We start from the raw sequence: 21,404 nt of genomic DNA, 5'->3' as shown, positions 1-21,404 counted from the left end.
CCGTCACTGTCGCTCTCGTAGTCTTCATTTGATGTCCGAGGTGTTGACGGGAGTGACTGGAGTGTTGACTGATTGCCCCCGGCGCGCGATCTGCGGCGCGGGAGCCGGGCGGTTGCCCATGCCGCGCGGCCGGCCGGACGAGCGCGCATGTGCTCTCTGATCGGCCAGGACGCCGCCGACGCGGCATCGAGCCGCGCCGGCGCCGAGCCGGCTGGAAAGCCGGCGGTCCCGGTCCGCCGCGCCGGCGGCGAGCCGGCTGGAAAGCCGGCGATCCCAGCGCAGTAGTGTCCGCTGTGCGAACCGCTTGCGTGCGGCAGGCGATGTGGCCGGCACGATGATCGAGGCCCCCATCCCATGCCACGGTGTACACTGAGAATCAGCCGAAACAGCTCTGACCAAACGCGAACGCACCATGCGACTCACCGAGGAGCAAATCGAGATCATCAAGGATGTCGTTGCAGGCGTCCTCGGCGACGGCGCCCGGGTCTACCTGTTCGGCTCTCGAACCGATGACGCCCGACGGGGTGGCGATATCGACCTGTTGGTGGAGCCGGACTTGCCGATGAGCGCAGATTCCCGACTCGACGCGAAGCTCAAGATGCTCGCGGCCCTCCACTGCCGACTGGGCGAGCGCAAGATCGACCTGATCCTCCGACAGGCCGACCGGCAAGAGAGCGCGTTCCAGCGACTCGCGCGCGAACAAGGAATCCGCCTGTGAGTGGTCTTTTGGCGGAGAAGCGCCGTCTTCTGGCCGAACAGATCGAGCTGGCGCGGCGTGCCTCGGACGCGCTGGAGCACTCCTGGGCCAAGCTCAGTCCGGAGGTCATCGGCGCGCCTGATCCTGACCTGCAGGAGACCCTGGAGGCAATGACGGCGCGCTTCGCGCGGCTCGAAGACATCCTGATCAAGCGGGTGTTTCGCGCAGTCGTCGCCGCCGAGCTTGCCGACGCAGAACGGCTCCTGGACGTGCTTGATCTCATGGCACGGCTTGGGATCATCGAATCAACAGAGCAGTGGATCGCGCTCAAGGAACTGAGAAACATCATCGTCCACGAGTATGAGTTGGACGACCTGCCGGCGCTGCAAAGGCGTGTCTATCAAGCCACACCGATGCTTCGGCAGACGCTCGAAGCCGTCGCCCGCTACGCCGCCGGCCAGGACGGCGGCGACTCGGCCGACGCTCCCAACGGCTAACGGCCATGGCGAGCAGCGCCACCCCGGGGCAAGGGCCACAGCGGATCGCGTCGAAGCGCCGCTGGCGAAGAAATTGGGCGCTACGGGCGCAGATGTCGCCGGAGTCGCAGGCACACACCGAGGCCAAGGCGCAGGCCATGCTTGCCGAGATGCCACTGCACGAACTGCGCTAGGCGCGAAGGTTGTCCAGAAGATGTTGACCGACTTACACCGGTCGTCGCGTCTCCGCGGGCACCACAGCGCCGGCTCTCCACGGGCCGCCGGCAGCCGACGCGGCACCGCCGGCGCGATCAGGCCATCGGCCTAGCGCGACGCTGGCGCGAGCTCCACGTCCCGCTAAGGCGAGTTCCGCCAACATCCATACCCAACTCGTGACACCGCTCCTGCGGTGTCACGGCCTCTTGGCGCTCTGCGCCGCGCCACCGAGGCAACTTTCGGTGTCCGCCTCAAGCGCGGTGGGCGCAGAGCGCCGAAGACCGCGTGACACCGCGGGAGCGGTGTCACGAGGGGTGTTGACGCCGCGGGCGGGGTGATGGGCACGCTCTCGAGGGTACGGTAGGAACGAATCGGGAAATCGCCTAATCCTCCGGATCCAGACCGTTCGGCGCGGCAAAGACGTCCTCCAGGCTCGTGCCGTCGAGCACCCGCTCGCCCCAGGTCTCCAGCTCGGGCTCGCCCGCTTTATCCAGACGCGCCTCCACCCAGGCCGGGAGCGGCCCGAAGCGGCGCACCAGTTGGCGGCGCAGCAGCTTGGCCTCGCCGCGGAGAATGCCTTGCTCGAGGCCTTGCTCCAGGCCTTGCTCCAGGCCTTGCTCCAGGCCTTGCTCCAGGCCTTGCTCCAGGCCTTGCTCCAGGCCTCGCTGTAGGCCTTGCTCCAGGCCTTGCTCCAGGCCTTGCTGTTTCCACTCCTCGGTCCAGGTCTTCACACGTTCGGCCAACATCGCATGCATCTCCTGTAGGTCGTTGACGGGGGCAGCTCGACGCCGGGGGCGCGGGCCGGCAGCAGCACGCGCTTGAGCCAGACGACGAAGGCGCGGCGCAGGCTGTCGTGCGCGGGGGCGGCGAGCCATTCGATCAGGCGCCCGACCACGGCTTGGATGTCCGCGGGCGTGCGGCCGCTTTCCAGCCGAAACAGCGCCGCGGCCAGGTTGGCCGACTCGGCGCCCGGGTCTAGCTGTTCGGCGCTCTACGCCGCCGCCGAAACGGCAGCAGCACCAGCTTGCGCAGCTCCTCCAACACCAGCACGCTCGCCGCGACGGTGGCGGCGAGGAGCCAGTCCGCGGCGGGGAGCGCGGTGGTGCCGAAGATGGCCTGCGCGGGGGGCCAGTGCACAACGGCGATTTGAAGCAGCAGCACGCCGGCGAGCGCCAGCCAGAGTTTGCCGTTGCGAAAGAAGTTGGTGTTGAACGCGCTGCCGTGCTCGGCACGGGCATTGAAGACGTTAAAGAACTGAAACAGCACGAAGGTGGTAAACGCGAGCGTGACGGCATAGACCGGATCGGCGTACCCCAGCGCATACAGAAAGACGCCGAGCGTGCCGATGGTCATGAGCACGCCGAAGAACACCAACCGCAGCAGCCGCCGGCCGGAGAGGATCTGCGCGCCGGGCCGGCGCGGCGGCTCGTCCATGAGCCCGGGCCGGGCGGGCTCGACGCCTAGCGTCATGGCCGGCGGGCCGTCCATGATGATGTTGATCCACAGGATCTGAATCGGCGTGAAGGGCGTCGGCAACGCGAGCAGCGTGGCCGCGAGCACGGTGAGGATGGCGCCGATGTTGGTGGAGAGCTGAAAGCGCACGAACTTGACGATGTTGTCGTAGACGACACGCCCCTCCTCCACGGCGCGCACGATGGTCGCGAAGTTGTCGTCCGTCAGCACCAGCGTGGCCGCCTCGCGGGTGACGGCGGTGCCGGTGATGCCCATGGCGACGCCGATGTCGGCGGCCTTGAGCGCGGGGGCATCGTTGACGCCGTCGCCGGTCATGGCGGCGACATGGCCGTCTGCCTTCAGCGCCTGCACGATGGCGACCTTGTGCTTGGGCGCCACCCGCGCGAACACGGCGATGTCGTCGATGCGCCGGGCGAGCTCGTCCACGCTCATGGCGTCGAGCGCCTCGCCGTCCACCACCTCCCCATGCAGGCCCAGCTCGCCTGCCACCGCGGCGGCGGTGATGCGATGGTCGCCGGTGATCATCTTCACGGCGATGCCGGCGGCGCGGCAGCGGGCGATGGCCTCGGCCGCCTCCGGGCGCGGCGGGTCCATGAGCCCGGCGAGGCCGAGCAGGGTCCAGCCGTCCGCCCACTGCCAGAGGTCGCCGCCGGCGTCGAAGTCCGCCGCCGGGATGCTCCGCGTCGCCACCGCGAGCACCCGCAGCGCCCCCTCGGCGAAGATGCGGTTGACCTCCGCGGCGGCGTGGCGCACCGGCTCATCGATGGGCTCCGCCGTGCCGTCCTCGCCGAGCCAGCGCGTGGCGTGGGCGAGCAGCACGTCCGGCGCGCCCTTCACGTACATGACGACGTGATCTCCGGCGGGGTGGAAGGTGGCCATGAACTTGTGCGCGGAGTCGAACGGGATCTCCGCGATGCGCGGGCGGTGCGCCTGCAGCTCCAGCGGGTCGAGCCCGCCCTTTTCTGCGAGCACGTAGAGCGCGCCCTCGGTGGGGTCGCCGATGAGCTCGCCGTCGCGCACGCGGGACTCGGTGCACAGTGCCATGGGCAGCAGCAGCGGGGTCAGCTCCGGCGCATCCGAGGGCCAGTCGATGGCGCCGGCGCGCTCGTAGCCCTGGCCGGACACGGTGAAGCTCCGTGCCGCGTACCAGCCGGCGCGGGCGGTCATCTGGTTCAGCGTCAGCGTGCCGGTCTTGTCGGAGCAGATGACGGTGGTGGAGCCGAGCGTCTCCACCGCGGAGAGCTTTTTCAGGATCGCGCGGTTGCGCGCCATGCGCCACATGCCGATGGCGAGCGTCACCGTGACCACCGCCGGCAGCCCCTCCGGAATGGCGGCGACGGCGAGCGCGACGGCCGTCAGCGCCGCCTCCACCAGCGGCGCGTCGCGGGCCAGCGTGAGCGCAAAGATCACGAGCACCACGGCCGCGGCGATGGCCGCGAGCCGCTTGCCGAGCACGTCGAGCTGGCGTTGCAGCGGCGTCTCGGACTCCGGCGTGGCGGCGATCATGCCGGCGATGCGGCCCATCTCGGTGTCCATGCCGGTGGTGGTGACGAGCAGCTCCGCGCGCCCGCGGGTGACCACCGTGTTCATGAACAGCATGTTGAAGCGATCGCCCAGAGGCAGGTCAGCGCGTTCCAGCGCGTCCGTCCACTTGCCGACGGCCTGGGACTCGCCGGTGAGCGCGGCCTCGTCCACCTCCAGCGCATGGGCGGCGAAGAGCCGGCCGTCCGCCGGCACGCGATCGCCCGCCTCCAGCAACACCAGGTCGCCCGGCACCAGCGCCGCAGCGTCGATGTCGCTGACCTGCCCGTCGCGGCGCACCCGGGCGCGCGGCGCAAGCATGCCCTTGAGCGCGGCGAGGGTGCGCTCGGCGCGGTACTCCTGCCAGAAGCCGAGCGTCGCGTTCAGCACCACCACCACCAGGATGACGATGGCGTCCTTGAGGTCGCCGATGGCGCCGGCGAGCACCGCCGCGAAGATCAGCACGATGACCAGGTAGCTGCGGAACTGATCCAGCAGCTTGAGCCAGATGGGCCGCGGCGGGGTCTCGGCGAGGCGATTCTCGCCGTAGTGGCCGAGCCGGGCTTCGGCTTCCCGCGACGACAGGCCGCGGGACGAGTCCGCGCCGAGCGCGGCGGCGGCCTCCGCGGTGGTGCGGGTGTGCCAGGCCTCTGCGGCCGCTTGGGCTTGGTCGTTCATTGAGGCTCCTTCGAGTTCCGGCAGGCCGCGCACAGGCTTAACGCCGCTGCGAGGCCGATGCAAGGCGAATCGGCAGACGGTTGTGTGCAGCAGCCGAGTCCCGCCGGCCGCACACGCACGCGCCGGGCCAGACCGGCGCCGACCGGTGCCGCCCGCCCGCCGGGCCGAGCCCCGACCCGTCCGCCGGCAGCCAGGCTTGAGACAGGCGGCGCAGATGCCCCGGAAAAGCGGCAAATGCACCGGGTGGTGCGGCGGCCGGCGTTGTCGTTGTCGTTGTCGTCATCGGAAAGCCGGCGCCAAAGCCGTCAAGGACGCATCACGATGACGACAACGGCAACGAGCCGCTGCGGATGGGTACGGATGCTGCTTCGGGATGTCAGGTGTCCCGAGGCGGCGAAGCGGAGGTAGCCATGGTCCCGATGCGACAGCAGAGGACGTACACGGAGCTCAGCGCGGAGGTCGGTGTCCCCGCCGACGGCGGCGTGCTGCCGGGCTTCCTGGATTTGCCCGCCGAGCCCGGCGGCGTGGTGCTGTTCGCGCACGGCAGCGGCAGCAGCCGTTTCAGCCGGCGCAACCGCTACGTGGCCGAGATGCTGCGCAGCGGCGGCATCGGCACGCTTCTGTTCGATCTGCTGTCGGCGGACGAGCAGCGCGTGGACGAGCGCACGGCGGAGCACCGCTTCGATATCCCGCTGCTCACCCGTCGGCTGGTGCAAGCCATCGACTGGACCCGCGGCGACCCGCGCACGGCGGCGCTGCCCATCGGACTCTTCGGCGCCAGCACCGGCGCCGCCGCGGCGCTCGGTGCCGCCGCCGCGCGGCCGCGCGAGGTGCAGGCGGTGGTCTCCCGCGGCGGCCGGCCGGACCTCGCCGTGGATGTGCTCGGCGACGTCCGCCAGCCGACGCTCTTCATCGTCGGCGCGCTGGACGACACCGTGCTGGACCTCAATCGCCGGGCCGCCGCGAGGATGCCGGTGACGCCGCGCATCGAGGTCGTCGGCGGCGCCACGCATCTGTTCGAGGAGACGGGCAAGCTGGAGCTGGTGGCCATGCTCGCGCGGGACTGGTTCATGGCGCATCTCAAAGTCGAGGTGACGCGATGACCGCCGTCTCGCTGCCGTTCGAGGACCGCGCCAGCGCCGGCGCGCTGCTCGCCGATGCCCTGGCGGACGAGCGCGGGCGCGACCGGCTGTTGGTGCTCGCACTGCCCCGCGGCGGCGTGCCGGTGGCCGCGATGGTGGCCGACGCGCTGGACGCGCCGCTGGACCTAATGCTGGTGCGCAAGCTCGGCGTGCCGGGCCAGCCGGAGCTTGCGATGGGCGCCCTCGCCACCGGCGGCATCCAGGTGCTGAACCCGGACATTGTCAACGCGCTCGGCATCAGCGACGCCGAGATCGACCGCGTCGCCGCCGCGGAGGGCCGGGAGCTCGCCCGCCGCGCGCGTGACTATCGCGGCGAGCGCCCGCCGCCGCCCATTGCCGGGCATCGCGTGATCCTCATCGACGACGGGCTCGCGACGGGCGCGACCATGCGCGCCGCCGTCGCCGCCACCCGCGCGCAGCGGCCGGCCGCGGTGATCGTCGCGGTGCCGGTGGCGAGCATCGAGGCGGTGGAGCTCCTGGAGCCGACGGTGGACGCCGTGGTCTGCCTCGCGACACCGGAGCCCTTCCTCGGCGTCGGGCGCTGGTACCGAGCGTTCACGCAGACCACCGACGCGGAGGTGCGCGCGCTGCTGGCGGCCGTGCCGGGGCCGGCCTAGGGTCGGGTTTGGCCGATTGCGACAACGACAACGACGCCGACAACGACGCCGACAACGACGCCGACAACGACGCCGACAACGAGGCGATCTTGGATCGAGCACGCCATGACCACCACCCCATTCGACCCCAACGCCGACGTCGCCCGCACGGAGCCGCTGGACCCCACGCACTGGCCCGCGGCGCTCGCGGACTTCTCCCGCACCCATCACGGCTGGCTGGTGCGCGTGCTGCAAGTGCCGACCGCGGCCACCGCAGCCCCCGCGGACGAGCACCTCGCCGAGGCCGATCAGCTCGCCGCCGACGTGACGCTGGCGGAGGTGGCCGTTGCGACGGACGGCGCCAGGGTCGGCCTCGATATCCGCGTGCGCAACGATGTCGTCCACACCGCCACACACATCGAACGGCCGCGCTCCATTGCGCTGGAACGAGGCGCCGACGGCGGCGTGATGGGGCTTCGCATCGACGACACCGGCGGGCGGACCACGCTCGTGCGCTTTCGCAGCGTGCTGCCGACGGAGATGCTCGATGGCCTCGCCGATGGCGAGCTGTGAGCCTTACGCCCGTGCGAGCGGTTTCAGCCGCGATGGCCGCGAGCCGTCGGCACGGCGTCGCGGTCGCGGCTGAAGCCGCTCCCACAGCGCGGCGGCAAGCTGATCCGGGGCAAAAGACCAATTAAGCGGTGCAGAAGCACCGCGCCGCCCTGCTCCGCGCACCCGGCCCATCCATCGGCATCTGTCCCAAGCCCCTGAAACGGCTTCGCCCGAAGCCGTGGCCTGATTCATGCAGCCCGTCAGGCATCGTCTCATTGCTGATGGAGACAAGACATGCAGATGAATCGCGCCGAGACAGGCGGACATGCCGGCAGCACCGGCAGCACCGGCCACCGCAAATGGAACATCGGCCGCCCGCTCAAAGGCTTGGTCGATCTCTACAACCCGCGTATCTGGAAAGAGAAGGGCCTCTGGTGGACACTCGGGGTGCTGGTGGTGACCGCAGCCGTCATTATCGTCATCCTGGGCATCTGGTGGTCGCGCTCGCCGGCCAGATTCGACGTGCGGGAGAACGCGCTCGCCCTCGCCGACGGCGACCAAGCGGCCCTGGTGACGGGCAGCTATACGGCGGCCACCGCGGTGCGCATCGGCCGGACGCTCCTGAACAAGCCGGGCGGCTATCTCAGCAACGACAAGCTGCCGCCGGGGCTCTATCTCGACAACATCCCGAACTGGGAATTCGGCACCATCACCGCGCTGCGTGACCTCGCGGCCGAGATGCGCAATCACCTGAGCCGTTCCCAGTCCCAGTCCATCGAGGACCCGGACCTGCAGATTGCCCACCCGCAGCTCAACTACGACTCCGACTCCTGGATCCTGCCCTCCACCGAGTCCGAATACCGCAAGGGCATCGCGGCGCTGGAGAGCTACTTCCATCGGCTCTCCGGCGATGGGCAGCGCGATGCGCAGTTCTTTGCGCGTGCGGACAACCTGACCTTCTATCTGCGCGAGGTGTCGACGCGCCTGGGTAGCCTGGGCGCCCGGCTCGGTGCCGCGGCAAAGCACAAGGGTGCCGCAGCGACCGTCGAGATGGAGGAGCTCACCGCGGAGGCGCAGCAGGCCCGCGACGAAAGCCGCGAGGACACAAGCGAAGTGTCGCAGATAGAGATGCCGTGGCTGGAGGTCGATGACGTCTTCTTCGAGGCCCGTGGCTATTGCTGGGCGCTGCTGCATACGATGAAGGCCATACAGATGGACTTCCGCCGGGTGCTGGTGGACAAGACCGCGATGGTGCCGATGCAGCAGATCATCGACGAGCTGGAGCACACCCAGGCGATGATCTGGAGCCCGATCATCGTCAACGGCACCGGCTTCGGCCCGCTCCCCAATCACCCGCTCGTCATGGCCTCCTACATCGGCCGCGCGAACGCCGGCATCATCGATCTGCGGAACCTGTTGCAGCAGGGTTGACCGCCTGCTGGCCCGGTGGCGGCGGACTGAAGTCCGCCGTCACCGGGGGCCGACTGAAGTCGGCGTACCCAGGGACACGACGCAGAGCTTGGGCTCAAGAACCAGCGGAGAGTCGTCCTCTGCCAGCCCCCAACCCGGAGACACTGAATAGCGCCTCGGGTTCGCTCGCGCGGACCCGATCGATCCAGCGGGGGAACTTGCCTCCCGCTACCTGGCCCCAAATGCTCAGTACGGGTCCGAACGCCGGCGCAGCCGATGCCGCAGCAGCGCCAGCGCGCCCTGCCCCAGCAGCAGCACCGCGACGGCGACCAGGAGCCAGCCGATATTGCCTTGCTTGAGCGAGTCGCCCAGCAGCACCAGCCCGGCGCCGATCAGCGCCTGCACCGGCAGGCCGTAAACCATGTACGGGCCGAAGCGCGCGCCGCCGATGGCCAACAGCCAGCTCTGCATCAGGTACGGTAGCGGCGAGGCGCGCAGCAGTACGATAACCCGCCACTCGGTAGCCCCGCCGAGCTGCGGCAACGGCAGCCCGCGGCGGCGGATCAACGCCTGCACCGGGCGCGCGAGCCAATGGGCGATGCCATAGGACAGCGCCATGTTGAGCGCCATGCAGACCCAGGCCACGGCCAGCGCCAAGGCAGGCGGCGCGAACACGGCGCCGCTGGCGACATAGAACAGCGAGATCGGAAAGCCCAATGCCGGCAGCAGCACGAACGCTAGGACGAAGCCCCAGGGCGGGATGCCCGCGAGCAGTGCGTCCAGTTGGGCACCCGCCGCACCAGCCCAGTCTGCGGCGCCGGCCGCGGCGGCACCCGCCCAAAGCAGCAGCACGATGCCGAGAAGGCCAACGGGCGACGGCGGCACCCCGCGAGCAGGATCGAAATGTCTGTCACTGCCTGGCATGGACCAGGCAGTTGGGCCGCCCCGGCGCGCAACCAAGCGCACTGGGCCGCGCGCAGTCCCCGGCCACCTGGCCCTGCCCCGGCATGACGGACCCGGCGCTCCCCGATGCCTCCCGCCCCGGAGCGCGCCCACAATGAGCACGCAGGACGGCACCCGGCCCCCGCGCGACATCACCGTGCCGGCCTGGCGCCGGCGGCTGGCGCGGCTGCGGCGCAGCACGGACTGGATCCGCCGCCCGCAGGTGGTGGGCCGCTGGTACCGGGGCTTCAGCTACGTCTGGCACCTGCTCGTGTGGTCGCGCATCAGCGCCGGGCGCCGCGGCACGCTGCCCATCGAGCTGCCGGAGCGCATGCTGCGGCACAAGGGCATCCCGCTGCCGCCGCCGCACCTCGATGCCTCAGGCCACCCCGACGCCCGCGCCGTCAGCGACGGCTTCGCCGAGGTCTATGCACTCTTGTTCGCCAACCTGCAGCGGCCCGACCTGCTCTCCTCCACCCGGCACGCGATCCCGGGGCCGGCCTTCCGCGGCGTCTATCTGTGGGATTCGGCCTTCATCGCGCAGATCTGGGCCGCGTGGGACACGGCCGTGGCCGCGGACGTGCTCCGCGCGGTGGTGGAGCTGCGCGACGGCGACCGGCTGCAGCACGTGGTCACCGAGTTCCACGAGTCGCCCTACACCCAGCCGCCGCTCATCGCCTGGTCGCTGGCGCGCCTCGCGGAGCAGCTCAATGACGACGCCGCCGAGGCGCTGATCCGGCCGCTGTACCGCCCGCTCTGCGACTATCAGCGTTGGCTGGAGGCGCACCGGCGCTTTGCGAGCGGGCTCTATTTTTGGGCGCACCCCTACGAGTCCGGCGTCGAGAACGCGCCGCGCTTTAGCAACACCGACGAGAGCGTGCTGCGCAACACCGCCACGCTCACGGCCGTCGACCTCTCCAGCTATGTGGTGCTCCAGCTCGACGCGCTGGCGAGCCTGGCGGAGCGCCTAGACCTCGCCGACGAGGCCTCCCGGCACCACGCCGAGGCCGAGCGCCTGCGCGCGCTCATCGACAGACTCCTGTGGGACGAGCGCGACGGCCTCTACTACGACTGCGACGGCGCCGGCAGCCCGGTGCGGGTCGCCACCATCGCCTCCCTGCTGCCGCTCTGGGCCGGCGTGCCGGACGCCGAGCGAGCGGCGCGGCTGATGCGACACATCGTCGCGCCGGACGGCTTCGGCACGCTGATGCCGCTGCCCTCCGTGGCCCGCGCCGATCAGCACTTCGAGCGCGACATGTGGCGCGGCCCGGTGTGGCTCAATACCGCCTACGGCGTGATCCTGGGGCTGCAGCGCTACGGCCGTGCGGACCTGGCGGCGGAGCTGGCCTGGCGGCTGTGCACCGGCGTCTACCGCGTCTTCGACCGCGAGCGGCGCATCTACGAGTTCTACGACCCGGACGCCCACCACACCCGCGACCTGCACCGCAAGCGCGGCAACCGCTGGAAGGCGCTCACGCTCGGCACCGGCCCGCAGCGCGACTTCGTCGGCTGGACCGGACTCGTCAACAACCTGCTGCTGGAGGTCCTGCTCGGGCTCGATCTGGGGCCGGACAGCATGCACCTCTGCCCACGGCTGCCGCCGGAGGCGCAGGGGCTTAAGCTGCGCCTCAAGCTGCCGCGCCGGCAGTTGGAGCTGTCACTCGATGCCGGCAAGGACGACGCCACCGGCAGCGTTCGCTTCGCGGGTCGCCATGCCCGCTTCGGCATCGGCTACGGCCACCGGCTCGACCTCGCCGCCGCCCTCGACGGCAACACCGAAGAACCCGACCATGCGCTTCTGTGACCTCACCCTCGCCTACACCGAAACGAGCGGCGGCATCCGCACCTACATCGACCACAAGCGCCGCCACGTCGCCGAGCACACCACGCACGAGCACGTGCTGATCGTGCCCGGCGAGCGCGACCGCGTGAGCCGCGACGGGCCGCTCACCAAGATCGAGATCCAGAGCCCGGTCATCCCGGGCTGCCGGCCCTACCGTTTCTTCTGGCAGCCGGCCAAGATCCGCCACGCGCTCGAGCGCAGCGCCCCGGACGTCGTGGAGCTCGGCAGCTTCTTCGTCTCGCCCTGGGCCGCGTTCCGCTATCGCGAGGAATGCCGAGCGGTGGCGCGGCCCTGCCTGGTGTCGGCCTACTTCCACACCGACGTGGCCGAGGCCTACATCGGCGCGCCGCTGCGGCACTTTCTCGCCGACGGGGTCGAGGAGATCAGCGACACCCTCGCGGACTGGGGCCATAAGGTCTCGGATGCCATCGAGAGCGGCGCCGAGGCGAGCTTCGGGCAGATCTTCCAGCGCTGCGACCTGACCTTCGCGGCCACGGCGGCGCAGGCCGAGCGCATCCGCAAGTACGGCGTCGAGGCCGCGCACATCGTCCCGCTCGGCGTGGACTTGGGGCTGTTCTCGCCGCAGCGCCGCAGCCCCGCCTGGCGCCACCGCCACGGCATCGGCGACGACGACCTGCTGCTCATCTACTGCGGGCGGCTCGACGCGGAGAAAGACGTGCTGCTGCTCGTGGACGCCTTCGCCCGCTTGCGGCAGGGCGGCGCGACCACGCCCACCGGCGGCCAATGGCACCTGATGCTGCTCGGCGAAGGCCCCCAGCACGACGCGCTGTGCCGACGCGCCGCGACCCTGCCCAGGCTCCACGTGCAGGGCTACGAGAAGGACCGCGGCGCCTACGCCGATGCGCTGGCGTCCGCCGACGTTTACGTGACGGCGGGACCGCACGAGACCTTCGGCCTCGCCGTGGTGGAGGCACAGGCGTCCGGCTTGCCGGTGGTGGGCGTCGCCGCCGGCGCGCTCTGCGAGCGCGTCAGCCCGGACCAGGGCCGCCTCGGGCCCGTCGGCGACGCGGCGGCCTTTGCCGACAACATCCGCACCGTCGCCGCGCAGCGAGCGAGCATGGGCGCCGCCGCCCGCGCCCACGTACTCGCGGCCGGCTACGGTTGGGAGCGGACCTTTGCCGTCCTGTTTCAGCTCTACGCCGACGCCTTCGCGGCGCGCGGCGGCATGGCTGGTTGAGGGCCAAGGGGCCGCCCCCTAGCCCCTAGCCCCTAGCCCCTAGCCCCTAGCCCCTAGCCCCTAGCCCCTAGCTCCTCATACCTGCAACCCAACTTGCCGCAACCGCAACCGAATCGGCCCCTTCGCCGTATCGGGGTCCACGGGCCGGCCCTGCTGGGTGATGTCGATGCGACCGTCGCGCTGCAGCCGCCGCGCGGCCATGCGCACGGGCTCCATCTGGGCGCGCCAGTCGCCGGCACCGGCCACTTGTCGGGCCGCGTCGCTGGGGCAGATGCTGGCGTCGGCGGCGCGCTGCTCCAGCAGCGCCAGGATGGCCTCCTCGATGCGCCGGTCCTGCGCCGAGAGCCCGCGCCGGCGGCAGGCGTCCGAGCAGTACTTGACCTGTTCCCAGTCCCGCGCCCATTTTCGCCGCCAGGAGATACTGCGCCCGCAGACGGCGCAGACGCGCTGAAGTCGGATCATGCCGATGCCTCATAGAAACTCGGTGCTTGCGCAACAATGTGCGGGAGCTTCCGGTGGAGGCAACGGCGTACCGCCTGTGGAGGCAACGGCGTACCGCCTGTGGAGGCAACGGCGTACCGCCTGTGGAGGCAACGGCGTACCGCCCGTGGAGGCAACGGCGTACCGACTGTAGAGGCAACGGCGTACCGCCTGCCGCATCCGGCCAGCGCCAAATCCGCCGACGGGTTAGCATGTCGCGCAGAGCCGGACGCACCCGGCCGCCGTCATCCGCTGCGCTAGAGAACCGCCGCGGGCGCGAAAGAACCGCCGCGGGCGACGTGAGGTAACCATGGCCCCAGACACCACCGACAAGAAACCCGGCTTCGGCTCCCGCGGCGAGGTGCTGGTGCTGATCCAGTTCGCGCTGATGATCGGCTTCGCCGTGCTGCCGGTGTGGCATCCGGGGCTCGGCGCCGATGCGATGGACGCCACCGGCACGCTGCGCGGCCTGCTCGCGGCGCTCTTGGCCATCGTGGCCGTGGTGTTCGGCGGCTTTGGCTCCGTGCATCTGCGCGACTATCTGACGCCGCTGCCCTACCCCGTGGACCACAGCCAGCTCGTGCAGCACGGCGTCTACGCGCTCGTGCGGCACCCGCTGTATGCAAGCCTGCTCTTCGCCGGCGCGGCCTGGACGGTCTACAACCTGAGCCTGTCGCATCTGCTGGCGCTCGTAGTGGCCTTCCTGTTCTTCGGCTACAAGGCGGGCAAGGAGGAGGCCTGGCTCACGGAGCGCCACCCGGAGTACGCCGGCTACGCGCGCCGGGTGAAAAAATTCATCCCATTCGTGTACTAGCATCAAGGGCCAAGGGCCGGAGCCTCCCTTTTCAAACTTCCGACTTCAAACTTCCGACTTCAAACTTCCAACTTCAAACTTCAAACTTTTCTTCACCCGGGTAGGTGTGTAATCGGGCCAATTCCGGCACCGCCCGCCGCCGCCGTTTCGCCCCGAGGCCCAGTCCATGTCAGCAACGAGCCCCATCGCCCGCCTGGACGATGTCCGTCTCGACGACGCCTACGTGCCGGCCCCCGGCACCTGGGACGAGATGCGCGCCGCCGACGGCGCGCTGCGCCCGCATTGGCAATACCTGGTGGACACGCTGCGCCAGCTCGGCCGCGGCGGCATCGAGACCCGCTGGCGCGAGGCACACCGGCTGATCCGCGACAACGGCGTCACCTACAACCTGCACGGCGACTCCCGCGGCATGTCGCGCCCCTGGGACCTGGACCCGCTGCCGCTGCTGCTGCGCGGCGAGGAGTGGGCGGTACTGGAGCGCGGCCTGATCCAGCGCGCCGAGCTGCTCAACGCCGTGCTGCTGGACCTCTACGGCCCGCGCACGCTGATCCGCAAGGGCCTGCTGCCGCCGGAGCTCGTAGACGGCTATTCCGGCTATCTGCTGCCGTGCCACGGCATCGACATCGCCGGCAACCGCCCGCTCGTCTTCTACGGCGCGGACCTGACCCGCGACGCCGACGGCCACTGGCGGGTCATCGGTGACCGCACCCAGACGCCGTCCGGTGCCGGCTATGCGCTGGAGAACCGGGTCGTGCTCTCGCGCGTGATGCCGAGCCTGTTCCGCGACAGCCACGTGCACCGGCTCGCCGGCTTCTTCCGCGGCGTGCGGCGGGCCATGAACCGGCTGGCGCCACACGGCGCGGACGAGGCACGGGTGGCACTGCTGACGCCGGGGCCCGCGAACGCCGCCTACTTCGAGCACGCCTATCTCGCGAACTATCTGGGCTACACGCTGGTGCAGGGGGCGGACCTATCGGTGCGCGACGGCGCGCTGTGGCTGCGCACGCTCGGACGGCTGGAGCGCATCGACGCCGTGCTGCGCCGCGCCGACGACTGCTTCTGCGACCCGCTGGAGCTGCGCGAGGATAGCCTGCTCGGCGTGCCCGGCATGATCCAGGCGGTGCGCGCCGGCAACCTCACCGTGGCCAACGCGCTCGGCAGCGGGGTGCTCGAGCATCCGGGGCTGATGGCCTTTCTGCCCGCGCTGTGCCGGCATCTGTTGGGCGAAGAGCTGCTCCTGCCGCACCTTCGCACCTGGTGGTGCGGCTGCCCGGAGGACCGCGCCTTCGTCCTCGCGAACCTGGAGCACCTCGTCATCAAGCCGGCGGCCGCACGTTCCGATGCGGCGCCGGAGCCGCGCGTCATGTTCGGGCGCAACCTGGACGCCGACGCGCGCGCCCGGCTCATCGCGCGTATCGACGCCGAGCCGCACCGCTTCGTTGCGCAAGAAGAGGTCACGCCCTCCACCGCGCCGGTGTACATGGATGGGCACATTGCGCCGCGGCCTTTCGTGCTCAGAAGCTTCATGGTGGCGGAAGAAGACGGCTATGCCGTGATGCCCGGCGGCTTGAGCCGCGTCGCGCTGGCGCAGGACACGCCGATGGTGTCCACGCAGCTCGGCGGCATCGGCAAGGACACCTGGGTCCTCGCCACCGAGCCCGAACGCGAGGAGACCCTGCTCGGCCTGCACGACGCGCAAAGCCCCGCCGTCGTGCGCGAGAGCGATGTGTCCTCCCGCGTCGCCGACAACCTGTTCTGGATCGGGCGCTACGCCGAGCGCGCGGAGGGCATGGTGCGCCTGCTGCGCGTCACCGCCATCAATCTCACCGCACGCAGCAGCTTCGCCGCCGAGGACGACGGCATCGGCTGCCTCGCATCGCTCCTGGAGGCACTGAACGAGCAATGCCAGGCCAATGTGCCGCTGCCCATCGGCGCCGAGCCGACGACCCTCATCGCACCGACCCCCGCGGTGTTGTCCCTAATCACCGACTTGGAGCGACTTGGCGCGCTGCCGCAGACCCTGCAGGCCCTAAACCAGGCGGCGTGGTCGGTGCGCGAGCGGCTGTCGAGCGACACCTGGCGCGTCATCAACGACATCGAGCGCCATCTGCGCCGCCTCACGAATCAGGCGCCGCAGACGCTGAACGCGGCCCTCGACGTGCTCGATCCGCTGGTGACGTCGCTGGTGGCCTTCTCCGCGCTGACACAGGAGAACATGACCCACAACGAGGGCTGGCACTTCTTGGAGGCGGGCCGGCGGCTGGAGCGGGGCATGAACCTGGCCATGCTGCTGCGCTCGACGCTGGTGGCGGTGAGCGCACCCACCGAAGAGGGCCTGATCGTCGAGGCCATCCTCGGCGTGACCGACAGCCTCATCACCTATCGGCGCCGTTACCAGGCCGGCATTCGCGTCGGCGCGCTGCTGGACCTGGTGGTGCAGGACGAGGCCAACCCGCGCGCGCTCGCCTACCAGATCCAGGAGCTTGAGCGGCTCGTGGACGAGATGCCACGCGACGCCCTCGGCCCCGTGCGCACCGCGGCGCAGAAAGGCGTGCTGCGGCTGATCACGGAGCTCCGGCTCGCCGAGCTCGACGGCCTCGCGCAGCCGGATGATCCGGCCGGCAGCCGCCGCGGCGCGCTGGCGCAGTTCCTGCTGGACCTGGAGACGGGCATGGCGACACTGTCCGATGCACTGACGGCGCAGTATTTCCGCCACGAGGAGCACCCGCACCACATGCTCCAGCATCGGCTGCGGTGAGCGTTCGATCCCGATTTCGATTTGGATCCCGGCGACAACTGATGAAGATGCTTTGACGCCGCAGACTCTTTGCTGTCAGGGACCCCCGCGGCCCTGATCCCGCTTCCCACCGACCGGACCGGCACGGGCCCATGCGCTTTCGCGTCAGCCACACCACGCACTACGCCTACGGCGACCCGGTGTCGCTATGCCACAGCATTGCGCACCTGAAGCCGCGGGAGGAACCGCACCAGCGCTGTCTCAAGAGCCAGGTGCGGGTCTCGCCGTGGCCCTCGGTGGCGCGCGAGCACCAGGATATCTTCGGCAACCGAGTCAGCTATTTCTCCATCCAGCAGTCGCACGGGGCGCTTGAGGTCGGCGCCGTCAGCGAGGTGGAGGTCACCGCCCCGCCGCCGCACAATGCCGCCCTATCGCTGCCGTGGGAACAGGTGCGCGAGCGCCTGCACGCCGCCCGTGACCCCGCGGGGCTGCAAGCGCGCATGTTCGCGCTGCCGTCGCCAGCCACGCCGCGGCAGCCGGCGGCACGCGACTTCGCGCTCGCGTCTTTCACGCCGGGGCGCCCGGTGCTGGAGGCCGCCCGTGAACTGATGGCGCGCATCTACGGCGAGTTCGAGTACGACCCGAGCGCCACCGACGTGGCGACACCGCTGGCGACGGTGCTGAGCCAGCGCAGCGGCGTCTGCCAGGACTTCGCGCACGTCGGCATCGCCTGCTTGCACGAGCTCGGGCTCGCCGCGCGCTACGTCAGCGGCTATCTGGAAACCCTGCCGCCGCCGGGCCAGCCGAAGCTCCGCGGCGCCGACGCCTCGCATGCCTGGTACGCGCTCTACCTGCCCGCGGCAGCGGAGCCGTCGGCGGAGGCCGCCGCGACCCCGCCCGCCGGCACTTGGATCGACTACGACCCCACCAACGACTGCCTGCTCGGCGAGCAACACATCACCACCGCCGTCGGCCGCGACTACGGCGACGTCACCCCCGTGCGCGGCGTCTTCTACGGCGGCGGCGAGCACCAGCTCAGCGTCGCGGTGGATGTTGATCGACTCGGTGAGGGAAGGGGCTAGGGGCTAGGGGCTAGGGGCTAGGGGCTAGGGAGACTCAGACCAACGAGTCGTGCTGATCGCGCTATCGAAATCGTTATCGAAATCGAAATCCACAGCAACCGATCCCTATACAGCGGGGCGCAGGGGGATTGAAGATTGGCGACTCCGCAGGAGCGCTGTCGCGAGTAGACCGCCCGCAGACCCGCCACGACGGACAGCCCCGCACGTCAGATCAAGCCCCAGCCCTGCGCATCCAGGATCTCCAACATTTCCAGCTCACCTCCTTCGGAGCGCCAGTCAGCCAGCGTTCCCAACGCCTGCTCCTGGAGCGCAGTGCCGCAGCGCTCAAACAGCGCGGCATTCTCCTGCCCGGGCAGTGTACGGGACGCATAGCGAATACCGTCCAGGGCCGCCGGTGCACCGTGAACCCAGCGCGACCACGCCTGCGGCGCCCGGTAGTCGAGCGTCGTCAGGAGGTGACCGTCGAGGTTCAACGCCGCAAGGCCCGGCCCGAGAAAAAGGGCGAGCTGCAGTGCACGCGTGGCGGTGATGCGGTACAGGCGGCGCTCCGAGAGCTCCTGCACGGTCACGAACTTGTCGGCAGCCGGCTCAAGCTGCCCGGACAGTCCGTGGCCGAAGGTCTCAGCGAAGGCCGTGCCCGGGGCATCGGCGACGTACAGCACCCCGAAGTCGGCCTGCGCATCGTTCCAGCGGCCCGCCGGGCCGCTCGAAAAGTGCAAAGCACTCGCATAACGCGCGTGGACGATCCGGTACCACGCCTGCCCGGCGGGCACGGACACCACGCGCAGCTTCCCGTGGCCACCCCGCGGCGGCAGCGGCAGGCTCATACCGCGAGCTGCACCCCGAACTGCTGCGCCTTGCGCTCAACCAGCGCCCGGTCGCCGTGATCGGCCCGCAACAGCACGGCGATGGGGGTCTCGCCGAGGTCCGCGTCGGGCGTGACAAAGAAGCGCACCTTGGCGGCGGCGCTGTCGGTATCGAGCAGCGCCAGCACGGCATCGAGCCCCGGCACCACGCGGCCGGCGTCGACATCGAACTGGAACGCCGGATAGACGCCATGCTCGCCGCGGGGCAGCGCCAGCAGCTTGCCGCGGGCGGTGCGCTTGCGCACGGCGTCCTGCGTGATGCCCAACAGCTCGGCGACCTCGGCCGTGGTCAGCGTGCCGCCGCTCGCGGCCAGCAGCCGGCGCAGCGCAAGCTGGCCCTGCAGGCGCAGCCGCAGTGCCCGGGGCGCCAGGACATCGTTTTGCAGCGAGCGGATCAGCAGCTCGGCCAGCAGGGTCTTGTCGTCGAGTGCAAGGAGGCGCCGATCCCGGCCCGCGTCGGCGAGGCCATCGCCCATGGACAGCAGCTCGCGCATGAGGGCGGTGACGGCCCGATCGAACACCGCTGCCGCCTCCGGCTCGCCCTCCAGGCCGGCATGCGCCTGCTGCGCGGACCGCGGCAGATCGGTTTCGCCGTAGAGTGCCGAGTGGTCGCGGATCATCGGGTTCATGGTCGATTGCTCGCGGTTGTCTTTTGGGAGAAGTATAGCGGACAAACGCGATAAGCGGAGATGACCAGATTGCTTGACGGCGCAGATGAGGTAGTTTTAGAAGGGGTCCCAAGCGATCGGCCGCCGACCGAAACGTGATCAAGACGCAGCCATGGGACGGCTCGAGGCGCTAGGATGCTCGGCGATGATTCCAACCATACCCGGCCCCCATGACCCTGACCCTGCTCCTGATCCTCGCCGCCGCCGTCGTGCTCCTGCTCTACACGACGCTGATCTACAACAATCTGGTCCGGCTGAAGCACACCGTGGCCAAGGCTTGGTCGAACATTGATGTCGCGCTGAAGCAGCGTCACGACGAGCTGCCGAAGCTGGTGGAGGTCTGCAAGCGCTACATGCAGCACGAGCAGGAGACGCTGACCCGCGTCGTGCAGGCCCGCGGCGAGGTGCTGGCCGCGCAGCACGCCGGCGATGCGCGCGCGCTCGGCCGCGCCGAGACGGCGCTTCGCGCCGGGCTGGACCGGCTGCTGGCGCTGGCCGAGAACTACCCGGATCTCAAGGCCGACCGCGCCTTCCAGCAGCTCGCGCAGCGCATCTCGCAGTTGGAGGACACCATCGCGGACCGCCGCGAGCTCTACAACGACAGCGTCAATCTCAACAACATGCGCCTGGAGCAGGTGCCGGACGTCTTCGTCGCCCGGGCGTTCAAGTTCCGGCCGGCGGAGCTGTTGGAGTTCCAGGACGCGCGCAGGGACGTGGACATCGCGCGGCTCTTCGCCTGATACCCGGCGGCACGCCGCGGCCGGCCTGAGCGGGGCGTCGGCCGCAGCGGGCCGCAGCGCGAGCCAGCAGCGCCATGCAGGACTTCATCGCCGCGACTGCCGGCAGCATGGACCCGGTGGGCTTCTGGACCAGCACGATCTTCGCCGCGCTCTTCGGCGGCTGGCTGCTGCGCCTGGGGCGCAACGCCCTGTGGCGGCTGCGGCTCATCGTCGATACGCCGACAGCGCGCATCCGCTCGGCGCCGCAGGGCTATGTGGAGCTGCGCGGCGTCGCCGCGCCGCTGCGCGGCCTGCTCACGGCCAGGCTCACCGGCAAGCCCTGTGTCTGGTATCGCTGGCGCATCGAGCAGTACAAGCAAAGCGGGCGCAGCGGCAACTGGGTCCTGCTGGAGCACGGCAGCGCGGAGTGTGCGTTCCTGGTGGACGACGGCACCGGCGCGGCCGAGGTGGTGCCGGCGGGTGCCTACCTGCACTGCCGCACCCGCGAGCGCTGGACCGGGCCGCGCCCGCTCGCGCCCGCCGGCGCGGGCGAGCATGGCCTCACCGCCTTCATCGGGCGCCACCGCCGTTATCGCATGACCGAGGAGCGCATCGCCCTCAATGAGCCCGTCTACGTCCTCGGCCACTTCGAGACCCCGCGGCGCGGCGTGCGCGAACGCGCGACCCTGACCCGCAAGCTGCTCGCGCAATGGAAGCGCGACCCGGCGCGCATGCGCCGCTTCGACCGCAACGGCGATGGCGAGATCGACCTCGCCGAGTGGGAGCACGCCCGCCGCGAAGCGGCCGAGCTCGCCGAGCGCGCCGAGGCCAGGCTCGCCGCGGCGCCGCCGCGCCCGCGCGTCGGCCCCACCGGCGACCCGGACCATCCGTTCGTCGTCTCCACCGAGGACGAGCCGGCGCTGCTGCGGAAGCTCCGGCTCACGGCCTTTGGGGGCCTGACCATCGGCGCGCTGGCCTGTGTCGGCGCCGCGCTGATGCTGCTGGCGCGGCTCATGCCCTAACGAGGCTTCGCCTCAGACCGACTGAGGTATGCCCAACAAGCGGGCTCGACACCGCGCCACTGGGACCGCCGGCTTTCAGCCGGCTGCGCGTGCCGGGGGCTCGATGCCCCCGGCGCGCGATCTGCGGCGCGGGAGCCGGGCCGTTGCCCATGGGGCGCCGCCGGGCGGACGACTGCGCAGGTGCCCTCTGATCAGCTCAGACGCCGCCGACGCGGCATCGAGCCGCGTCGGCGGCGAGCCGGCTGGAAAGCCGGCGATCCCAGTCCGCCGCG

The 21,404-nt window shown here is 70.4% G+C and carries 22 protein-coding genes; 15 read left to right on the top strand and 7 right to left on the bottom strand.

Features of this window, described 5'->3' with window-relative positions:
• Window positions 1–147: 147 nt before the first annotated feature.
• The 4 genes from ML01_RS29380 to ML01_RS30365 all read left to right on the top strand — a co-directional run bounded on the left by ML01_RS29380 (window position 148) and on the right by ML01_RS30365 (window position 1,367).
• The gene (locus ML01_RS29380) at window positions 148–285 is read left to right on the top strand and encodes a hypothetical protein (protein ID WP_156427989.1); all 138 of its coding nucleotides are present in this window, start codon (window positions 148–150) and stop codon (window positions 283–285) included.
• A 127-nt stretch (window positions 286–412) separates the two neighbouring features.
• Window positions 413–718: a nucleotidyltransferase domain-containing protein gene (locus ML01_RS24985; protein WP_058558094.1), complete on the top strand. Its 306-nt coding sequence runs from the start codon at window positions 413–415 to the stop codon at window positions 716–718.
• The gene (locus ML01_RS24980; RefSeq protein ID WP_156427988.1) at window positions 715–1,194 is read left to right on the top strand and encodes a HepT-like ribonuclease domain-containing protein; all 480 of its coding nucleotides are present in this window, start codon (window positions 715–717) and stop codon (window positions 1,192–1,194) included. Before ML01_RS24985 ends, ML01_RS24980 begins: the two co-directional genes overlap by 4 nt.
• A gap of 5 nt (window positions 1,195–1,199) precedes the next feature.
• Window positions 1,200–1,367 (top strand): hypothetical protein, encoded by a 168-nt coding sequence (locus tag ML01_RS30365; RefSeq protein WP_216819269.1) that lies wholly within the window; start codon window positions 1,200–1,202, stop codon window positions 1,365–1,367.
• Window positions 1,368–1,772: 405 nt separating this feature from the next.
• On the opposite strand, the gene ML01_RS30900 is transcribed toward ML01_RS30365, so the two are convergent.
• The 3 genes from ML01_RS30900 to ML01_RS24970 all read right to left on the bottom strand — a co-directional run bounded on the left by ML01_RS30900 (window position 1,773) and on the right by ML01_RS24970 (window position 5,061).
• Window positions 1,773–2,135, bottom strand: coding sequence for a DUF4351 domain-containing protein (locus tag ML01_RS30900; RefSeq protein ID WP_254045388.1), 363 nt, complete (start codon window positions 2,133–2,135; stop codon window positions 1,773–1,775).
• Window positions 2,117–2,284 carry a hypothetical protein gene (locus ML01_RS30895; protein WP_254045387.1) on the bottom strand — a complete coding sequence of 56 codons (168 nt, stop codon included), beginning with the start codon at window positions 2,282–2,284 and terminating at the stop codon, window positions 2,117–2,119. Before ML01_RS30895 ends, ML01_RS30900 begins: the two co-directional genes overlap by 19 nt.
• Window positions 2,285–2,364: 80 nt before the next feature.
• Window positions 2,365–5,061 (bottom strand): HAD-IC family P-type ATPase, encoded by a 2,697-nt coding sequence (locus ML01_RS24970; protein WP_058558091.1) that lies wholly within the window; start codon window positions 5,059–5,061, stop codon window positions 2,365–2,367.
• Window positions 5,062–5,480: 419 nt separating this feature from the next.
• Between ML01_RS24970 and ML01_RS24965 the strand changes: the two genes are divergently transcribed.
• The 4 genes from ML01_RS24965 (at window position 5,481) to ML01_RS24950 (ending at window position 8,782) form a co-directional block, all read left to right on the top strand.
• Window positions 5,481–6,164, top strand: a complete 684-nt coding sequence (locus ML01_RS24965; RefSeq protein WP_173865217.1) for a hypothetical protein — start codon at window positions 5,481–5,483, stop codon at window positions 6,162–6,164.
• Window positions 6,161–6,820, top strand: a complete 660-nt coding sequence (locus tag ML01_RS24960; RefSeq protein WP_058558090.1) for a phosphoribosyltransferase — start codon at window positions 6,161–6,163, stop codon at window positions 6,818–6,820. The genes ML01_RS24965 and ML01_RS24960 overlap by 4 nt, the downstream gene beginning before the upstream one ends.
• Before the next feature lie 105 nt (window positions 6,821–6,925).
• Complete coding sequence (locus ML01_RS24955; protein WP_058558089.1) at window positions 6,926–7,372, top strand: hypothetical protein; 447 nt, start codon at window positions 6,926–6,928, stop codon at window positions 7,370–7,372.
• Window positions 7,373–7,645: 273 nt separating this feature from the next.
• A complete protein-coding gene (locus tag ML01_RS24950) occupies window positions 7,646–8,782 on the top strand; it encodes a DUF2333 family protein (RefSeq protein ID WP_254045385.1) in 1,137 nt (378 codons plus the stop codon).
• Window positions 8,783–9,007: 225 nt separating this feature from the next.
• Here ML01_RS24950 and ML01_RS24945 read toward each other — a convergent pair whose 3' ends face one another.
• The gene (locus tag ML01_RS24945; RefSeq protein WP_162268105.1) at window positions 9,008–9,685 is read right to left on the bottom strand and encodes a hypothetical protein; all 678 of its coding nucleotides are present in this window, start codon (window positions 9,683–9,685) and stop codon (window positions 9,008–9,010) included.
• A 133-nt stretch (window positions 9,686–9,818) separates the two neighbouring features.
• Here ML01_RS24945 and ML01_RS24940 point away from each other — a divergent pair, with 133 nt between their 5' ends.
• Window positions 9,819–11,507 (top strand): amylo-alpha-1,6-glucosidase, encoded by a 1,689-nt coding sequence (locus ML01_RS24940; protein WP_058558087.1) that lies wholly within the window; start codon window positions 9,819–9,821, stop codon window positions 11,505–11,507.
• On the top strand, window positions 11,494–12,744 hold the full coding sequence (locus tag ML01_RS24935; protein ID WP_058558086.1) for a glycosyltransferase: 1,251 nt from the start codon (window positions 11,494–11,496) through the stop codon (window positions 12,742–12,744). The genes ML01_RS24940 and ML01_RS24935 overlap by 14 nt, the downstream gene beginning before the upstream one ends.
• A 75-nt stretch (window positions 12,745–12,819) precedes the next feature.
• On the opposite strand, the gene ML01_RS24930 is transcribed toward ML01_RS24935, so the two are convergent.
• Window positions 12,820–13,206 (bottom strand): DUF2256 and DUF3253 domain-containing protein, encoded by a 387-nt coding sequence (locus tag ML01_RS24930; protein ID WP_058558085.1) that lies wholly within the window; start codon window positions 13,204–13,206, stop codon window positions 12,820–12,822.
• Window positions 13,207–13,534: 328 nt separating this feature from the next.
• On the opposite strand from ML01_RS24930, the gene ML01_RS24925 reads away from it, so the two are divergent.
• The 3 genes from ML01_RS24925 to ML01_RS24915 all read left to right on the top strand — a co-directional run bounded on the left by ML01_RS24925 (window position 13,535) and on the right by ML01_RS24915 (window position 17,857).
• Entirely contained in the window at window positions 13,535–14,038 is a 504-nt protein-coding gene (locus ML01_RS24925; RefSeq protein WP_058558084.1) for an isoprenylcysteine carboxylmethyltransferase family protein, read from the top strand.
• Window positions 14,039–14,204: 166 nt separating this feature from the next.
• Window positions 14,205–16,796 (top strand): circularly permuted type 2 ATP-grasp protein, encoded by a 2,592-nt coding sequence (locus ML01_RS24920; protein WP_058558083.1) that lies wholly within the window; start codon window positions 14,205–14,207, stop codon window positions 16,794–16,796.
• 131 nt (window positions 16,797–16,927) lie between these two features.
• Window positions 16,928–17,857 (top strand): transglutaminase family protein, encoded by a 930-nt coding sequence (locus ML01_RS24915; protein ID WP_058558082.1) that lies wholly within the window; start codon window positions 16,928–16,930, stop codon window positions 17,855–17,857.
• Between the two features lie 206 nt (window positions 17,858–18,063).
• On the opposite strand, the gene ML01_RS24910 is transcribed toward ML01_RS24915, so the two are convergent.
• Window positions 18,064–18,684, bottom strand: a complete 621-nt coding sequence (locus tag ML01_RS24910) for an RES family NAD+ phosphorylase (protein WP_058558081.1) — start codon at window positions 18,682–18,684, stop codon at window positions 18,064–18,066.
• A complete protein-coding gene (locus ML01_RS24905; RefSeq protein ID WP_156427986.1) occupies window positions 18,681–19,352 on the bottom strand; it encodes a helix-turn-helix domain-containing protein in 672 nt (223 codons plus the stop codon). Before ML01_RS24905 ends, ML01_RS24910 begins: the two co-directional genes overlap by 4 nt.
• 209 nt (window positions 19,353–19,561) lie before the next feature.
• Here ML01_RS24905 and ML01_RS24900 point away from each other — a divergent pair, with 209 nt between their 5' ends.
• Both ML01_RS24900 and ML01_RS24895 read left to right on the top strand, forming a co-directional pair.
• Entirely contained in the window at window positions 19,562–20,131 is a 570-nt protein-coding gene (locus tag ML01_RS24900) for a LemA family protein (RefSeq protein ID WP_058558079.1), read from the top strand.
• 74 nt (window positions 20,132–20,205) lie between these two features.
• The gene (locus tag ML01_RS24895; RefSeq protein ID WP_058558078.1) at window positions 20,206–21,132 is read left to right on the top strand and encodes a hypothetical protein; all 927 of its coding nucleotides are present in this window, start codon (window positions 20,206–20,208) and stop codon (window positions 21,130–21,132) included.
• The last annotated feature ends 272 nt before the right edge of the window (window positions 21,133–21,404 follow it).

The sequence above is a fragment of the Thiohalocapsa sp. ML1 genome (assembly GCF_001469165.1).
Lineage (GTDB): Bacteria > Pseudomonadota > Gammaproteobacteria > Chromatiales > Chromatiaceae > Thiohalocapsa.
This window is presented reverse-complemented; position numbering and strand designations above follow the sequence as displayed.

Coding starts and splice junctions, on each gene's coding strand:
- ML01_RS29380 (WP_156427989.1), top strand. CDS start 148: ATGTGCTCTCTGATCGGCCAGGACGCCGCCGACGCGGCATCGAGCCGC.
- ML01_RS24985 (WP_058558094.1), top strand. CDS start 413: ATGCGACTCACCGAGGAGCAAATCGAGATCATCAAGGATGTCGTTGCA.
- ML01_RS30365 (WP_216819269.1), top strand. CDS start 1,200: ATGGCGAGCAGCGCCACCCCGGGGCAAGGGCCACAGCGGATCGCGTCG.
- ML01_RS30900 (WP_254045388.1), bottom strand. CDS start 2,135: ATGTTGGCCGAACGTGTGAAGACCTGGACCGAGGAGTGGAAACAGCAA.
- ML01_RS24970 (WP_058558091.1), bottom strand. CDS start 5,061: ATGAACGACCAAGCCCAAGCGGCCGCAGAGGCCTGGCACACCCGCACC.
- ML01_RS24965 (WP_173865217.1), top strand. CDS start 5,481: ATGCGACAGCAGAGGACGTACACGGAGCTCAGCGCGGAGGTCGGTGTC.
- ML01_RS24960 (WP_058558090.1), top strand. CDS start 6,161: ATGACCGCCGTCTCGCTGCCGTTCGAGGACCGCGCCAGCGCCGGCGCG.
- ML01_RS24955 (WP_058558089.1), top strand. CDS start 6,926: ATGACCACCACCCCATTCGACCCCAACGCCGACGTCGCCCGCACGGAG.
- ML01_RS24950 (WP_254045385.1), top strand. CDS start 7,646: ATGCAGATGAATCGCGCCGAGACAGGCGGACATGCCGGCAGCACCGGC.
- ML01_RS24945 (WP_162268105.1), bottom strand. CDS start 9,685: ATGCCAGGCAGTGACAGACATTTCGATCCTGCTCGCGGGGTGCCGCCG.
- ML01_RS24940 (WP_058558087.1), top strand. CDS start 9,819: ATGAGCACGCAGGACGGCACCCGGCCCCCGCGCGACATCACCGTGCCG.
- ML01_RS24935 (WP_058558086.1), top strand. CDS start 11,494: ATGCGCTTCTGTGACCTCACCCTCGCCTACACCGAAACGAGCGGCGGC.
- ML01_RS24930 (WP_058558085.1), bottom strand. CDS start 13,206: ATGATCCGACTTCAGCGCGTCTGCGCCGTCTGCGGGCGCAGTATCTCC.
- ML01_RS24925 (WP_058558084.1), top strand. CDS start 13,535: ATGGCCCCAGACACCACCGACAAGAAACCCGGCTTCGGCTCCCGCGGC.
- ML01_RS24920 (WP_058558083.1), top strand. CDS start 14,205: ATGTCAGCAACGAGCCCCATCGCCCGCCTGGACGATGTCCGTCTCGAC.
- ML01_RS24915 (WP_058558082.1), top strand. CDS start 16,928: ATGCGCTTTCGCGTCAGCCACACCACGCACTACGCCTACGGCGACCCG.
- ML01_RS24910 (WP_058558081.1), bottom strand. CDS start 18,684: ATGAGCCTGCCGCTGCCGCCGCGGGGTGGCCACGGGAAGCTGCGCGTG.
- ML01_RS24905 (WP_156427986.1), bottom strand. CDS start 19,352: ATGAACCCGATGATCCGCGACCACTCGGCACTCTACGGCGAAACCGAT.
- ML01_RS24900 (WP_058558079.1), top strand. CDS start 19,562: ATGACCCTGACCCTGCTCCTGATCCTCGCCGCCGCCGTCGTGCTCCTG.
- ML01_RS24895 (WP_058558078.1), top strand. CDS start 20,206: ATGCAGGACTTCATCGCCGCGACTGCCGGCAGCATGGACCCGGTGGGC.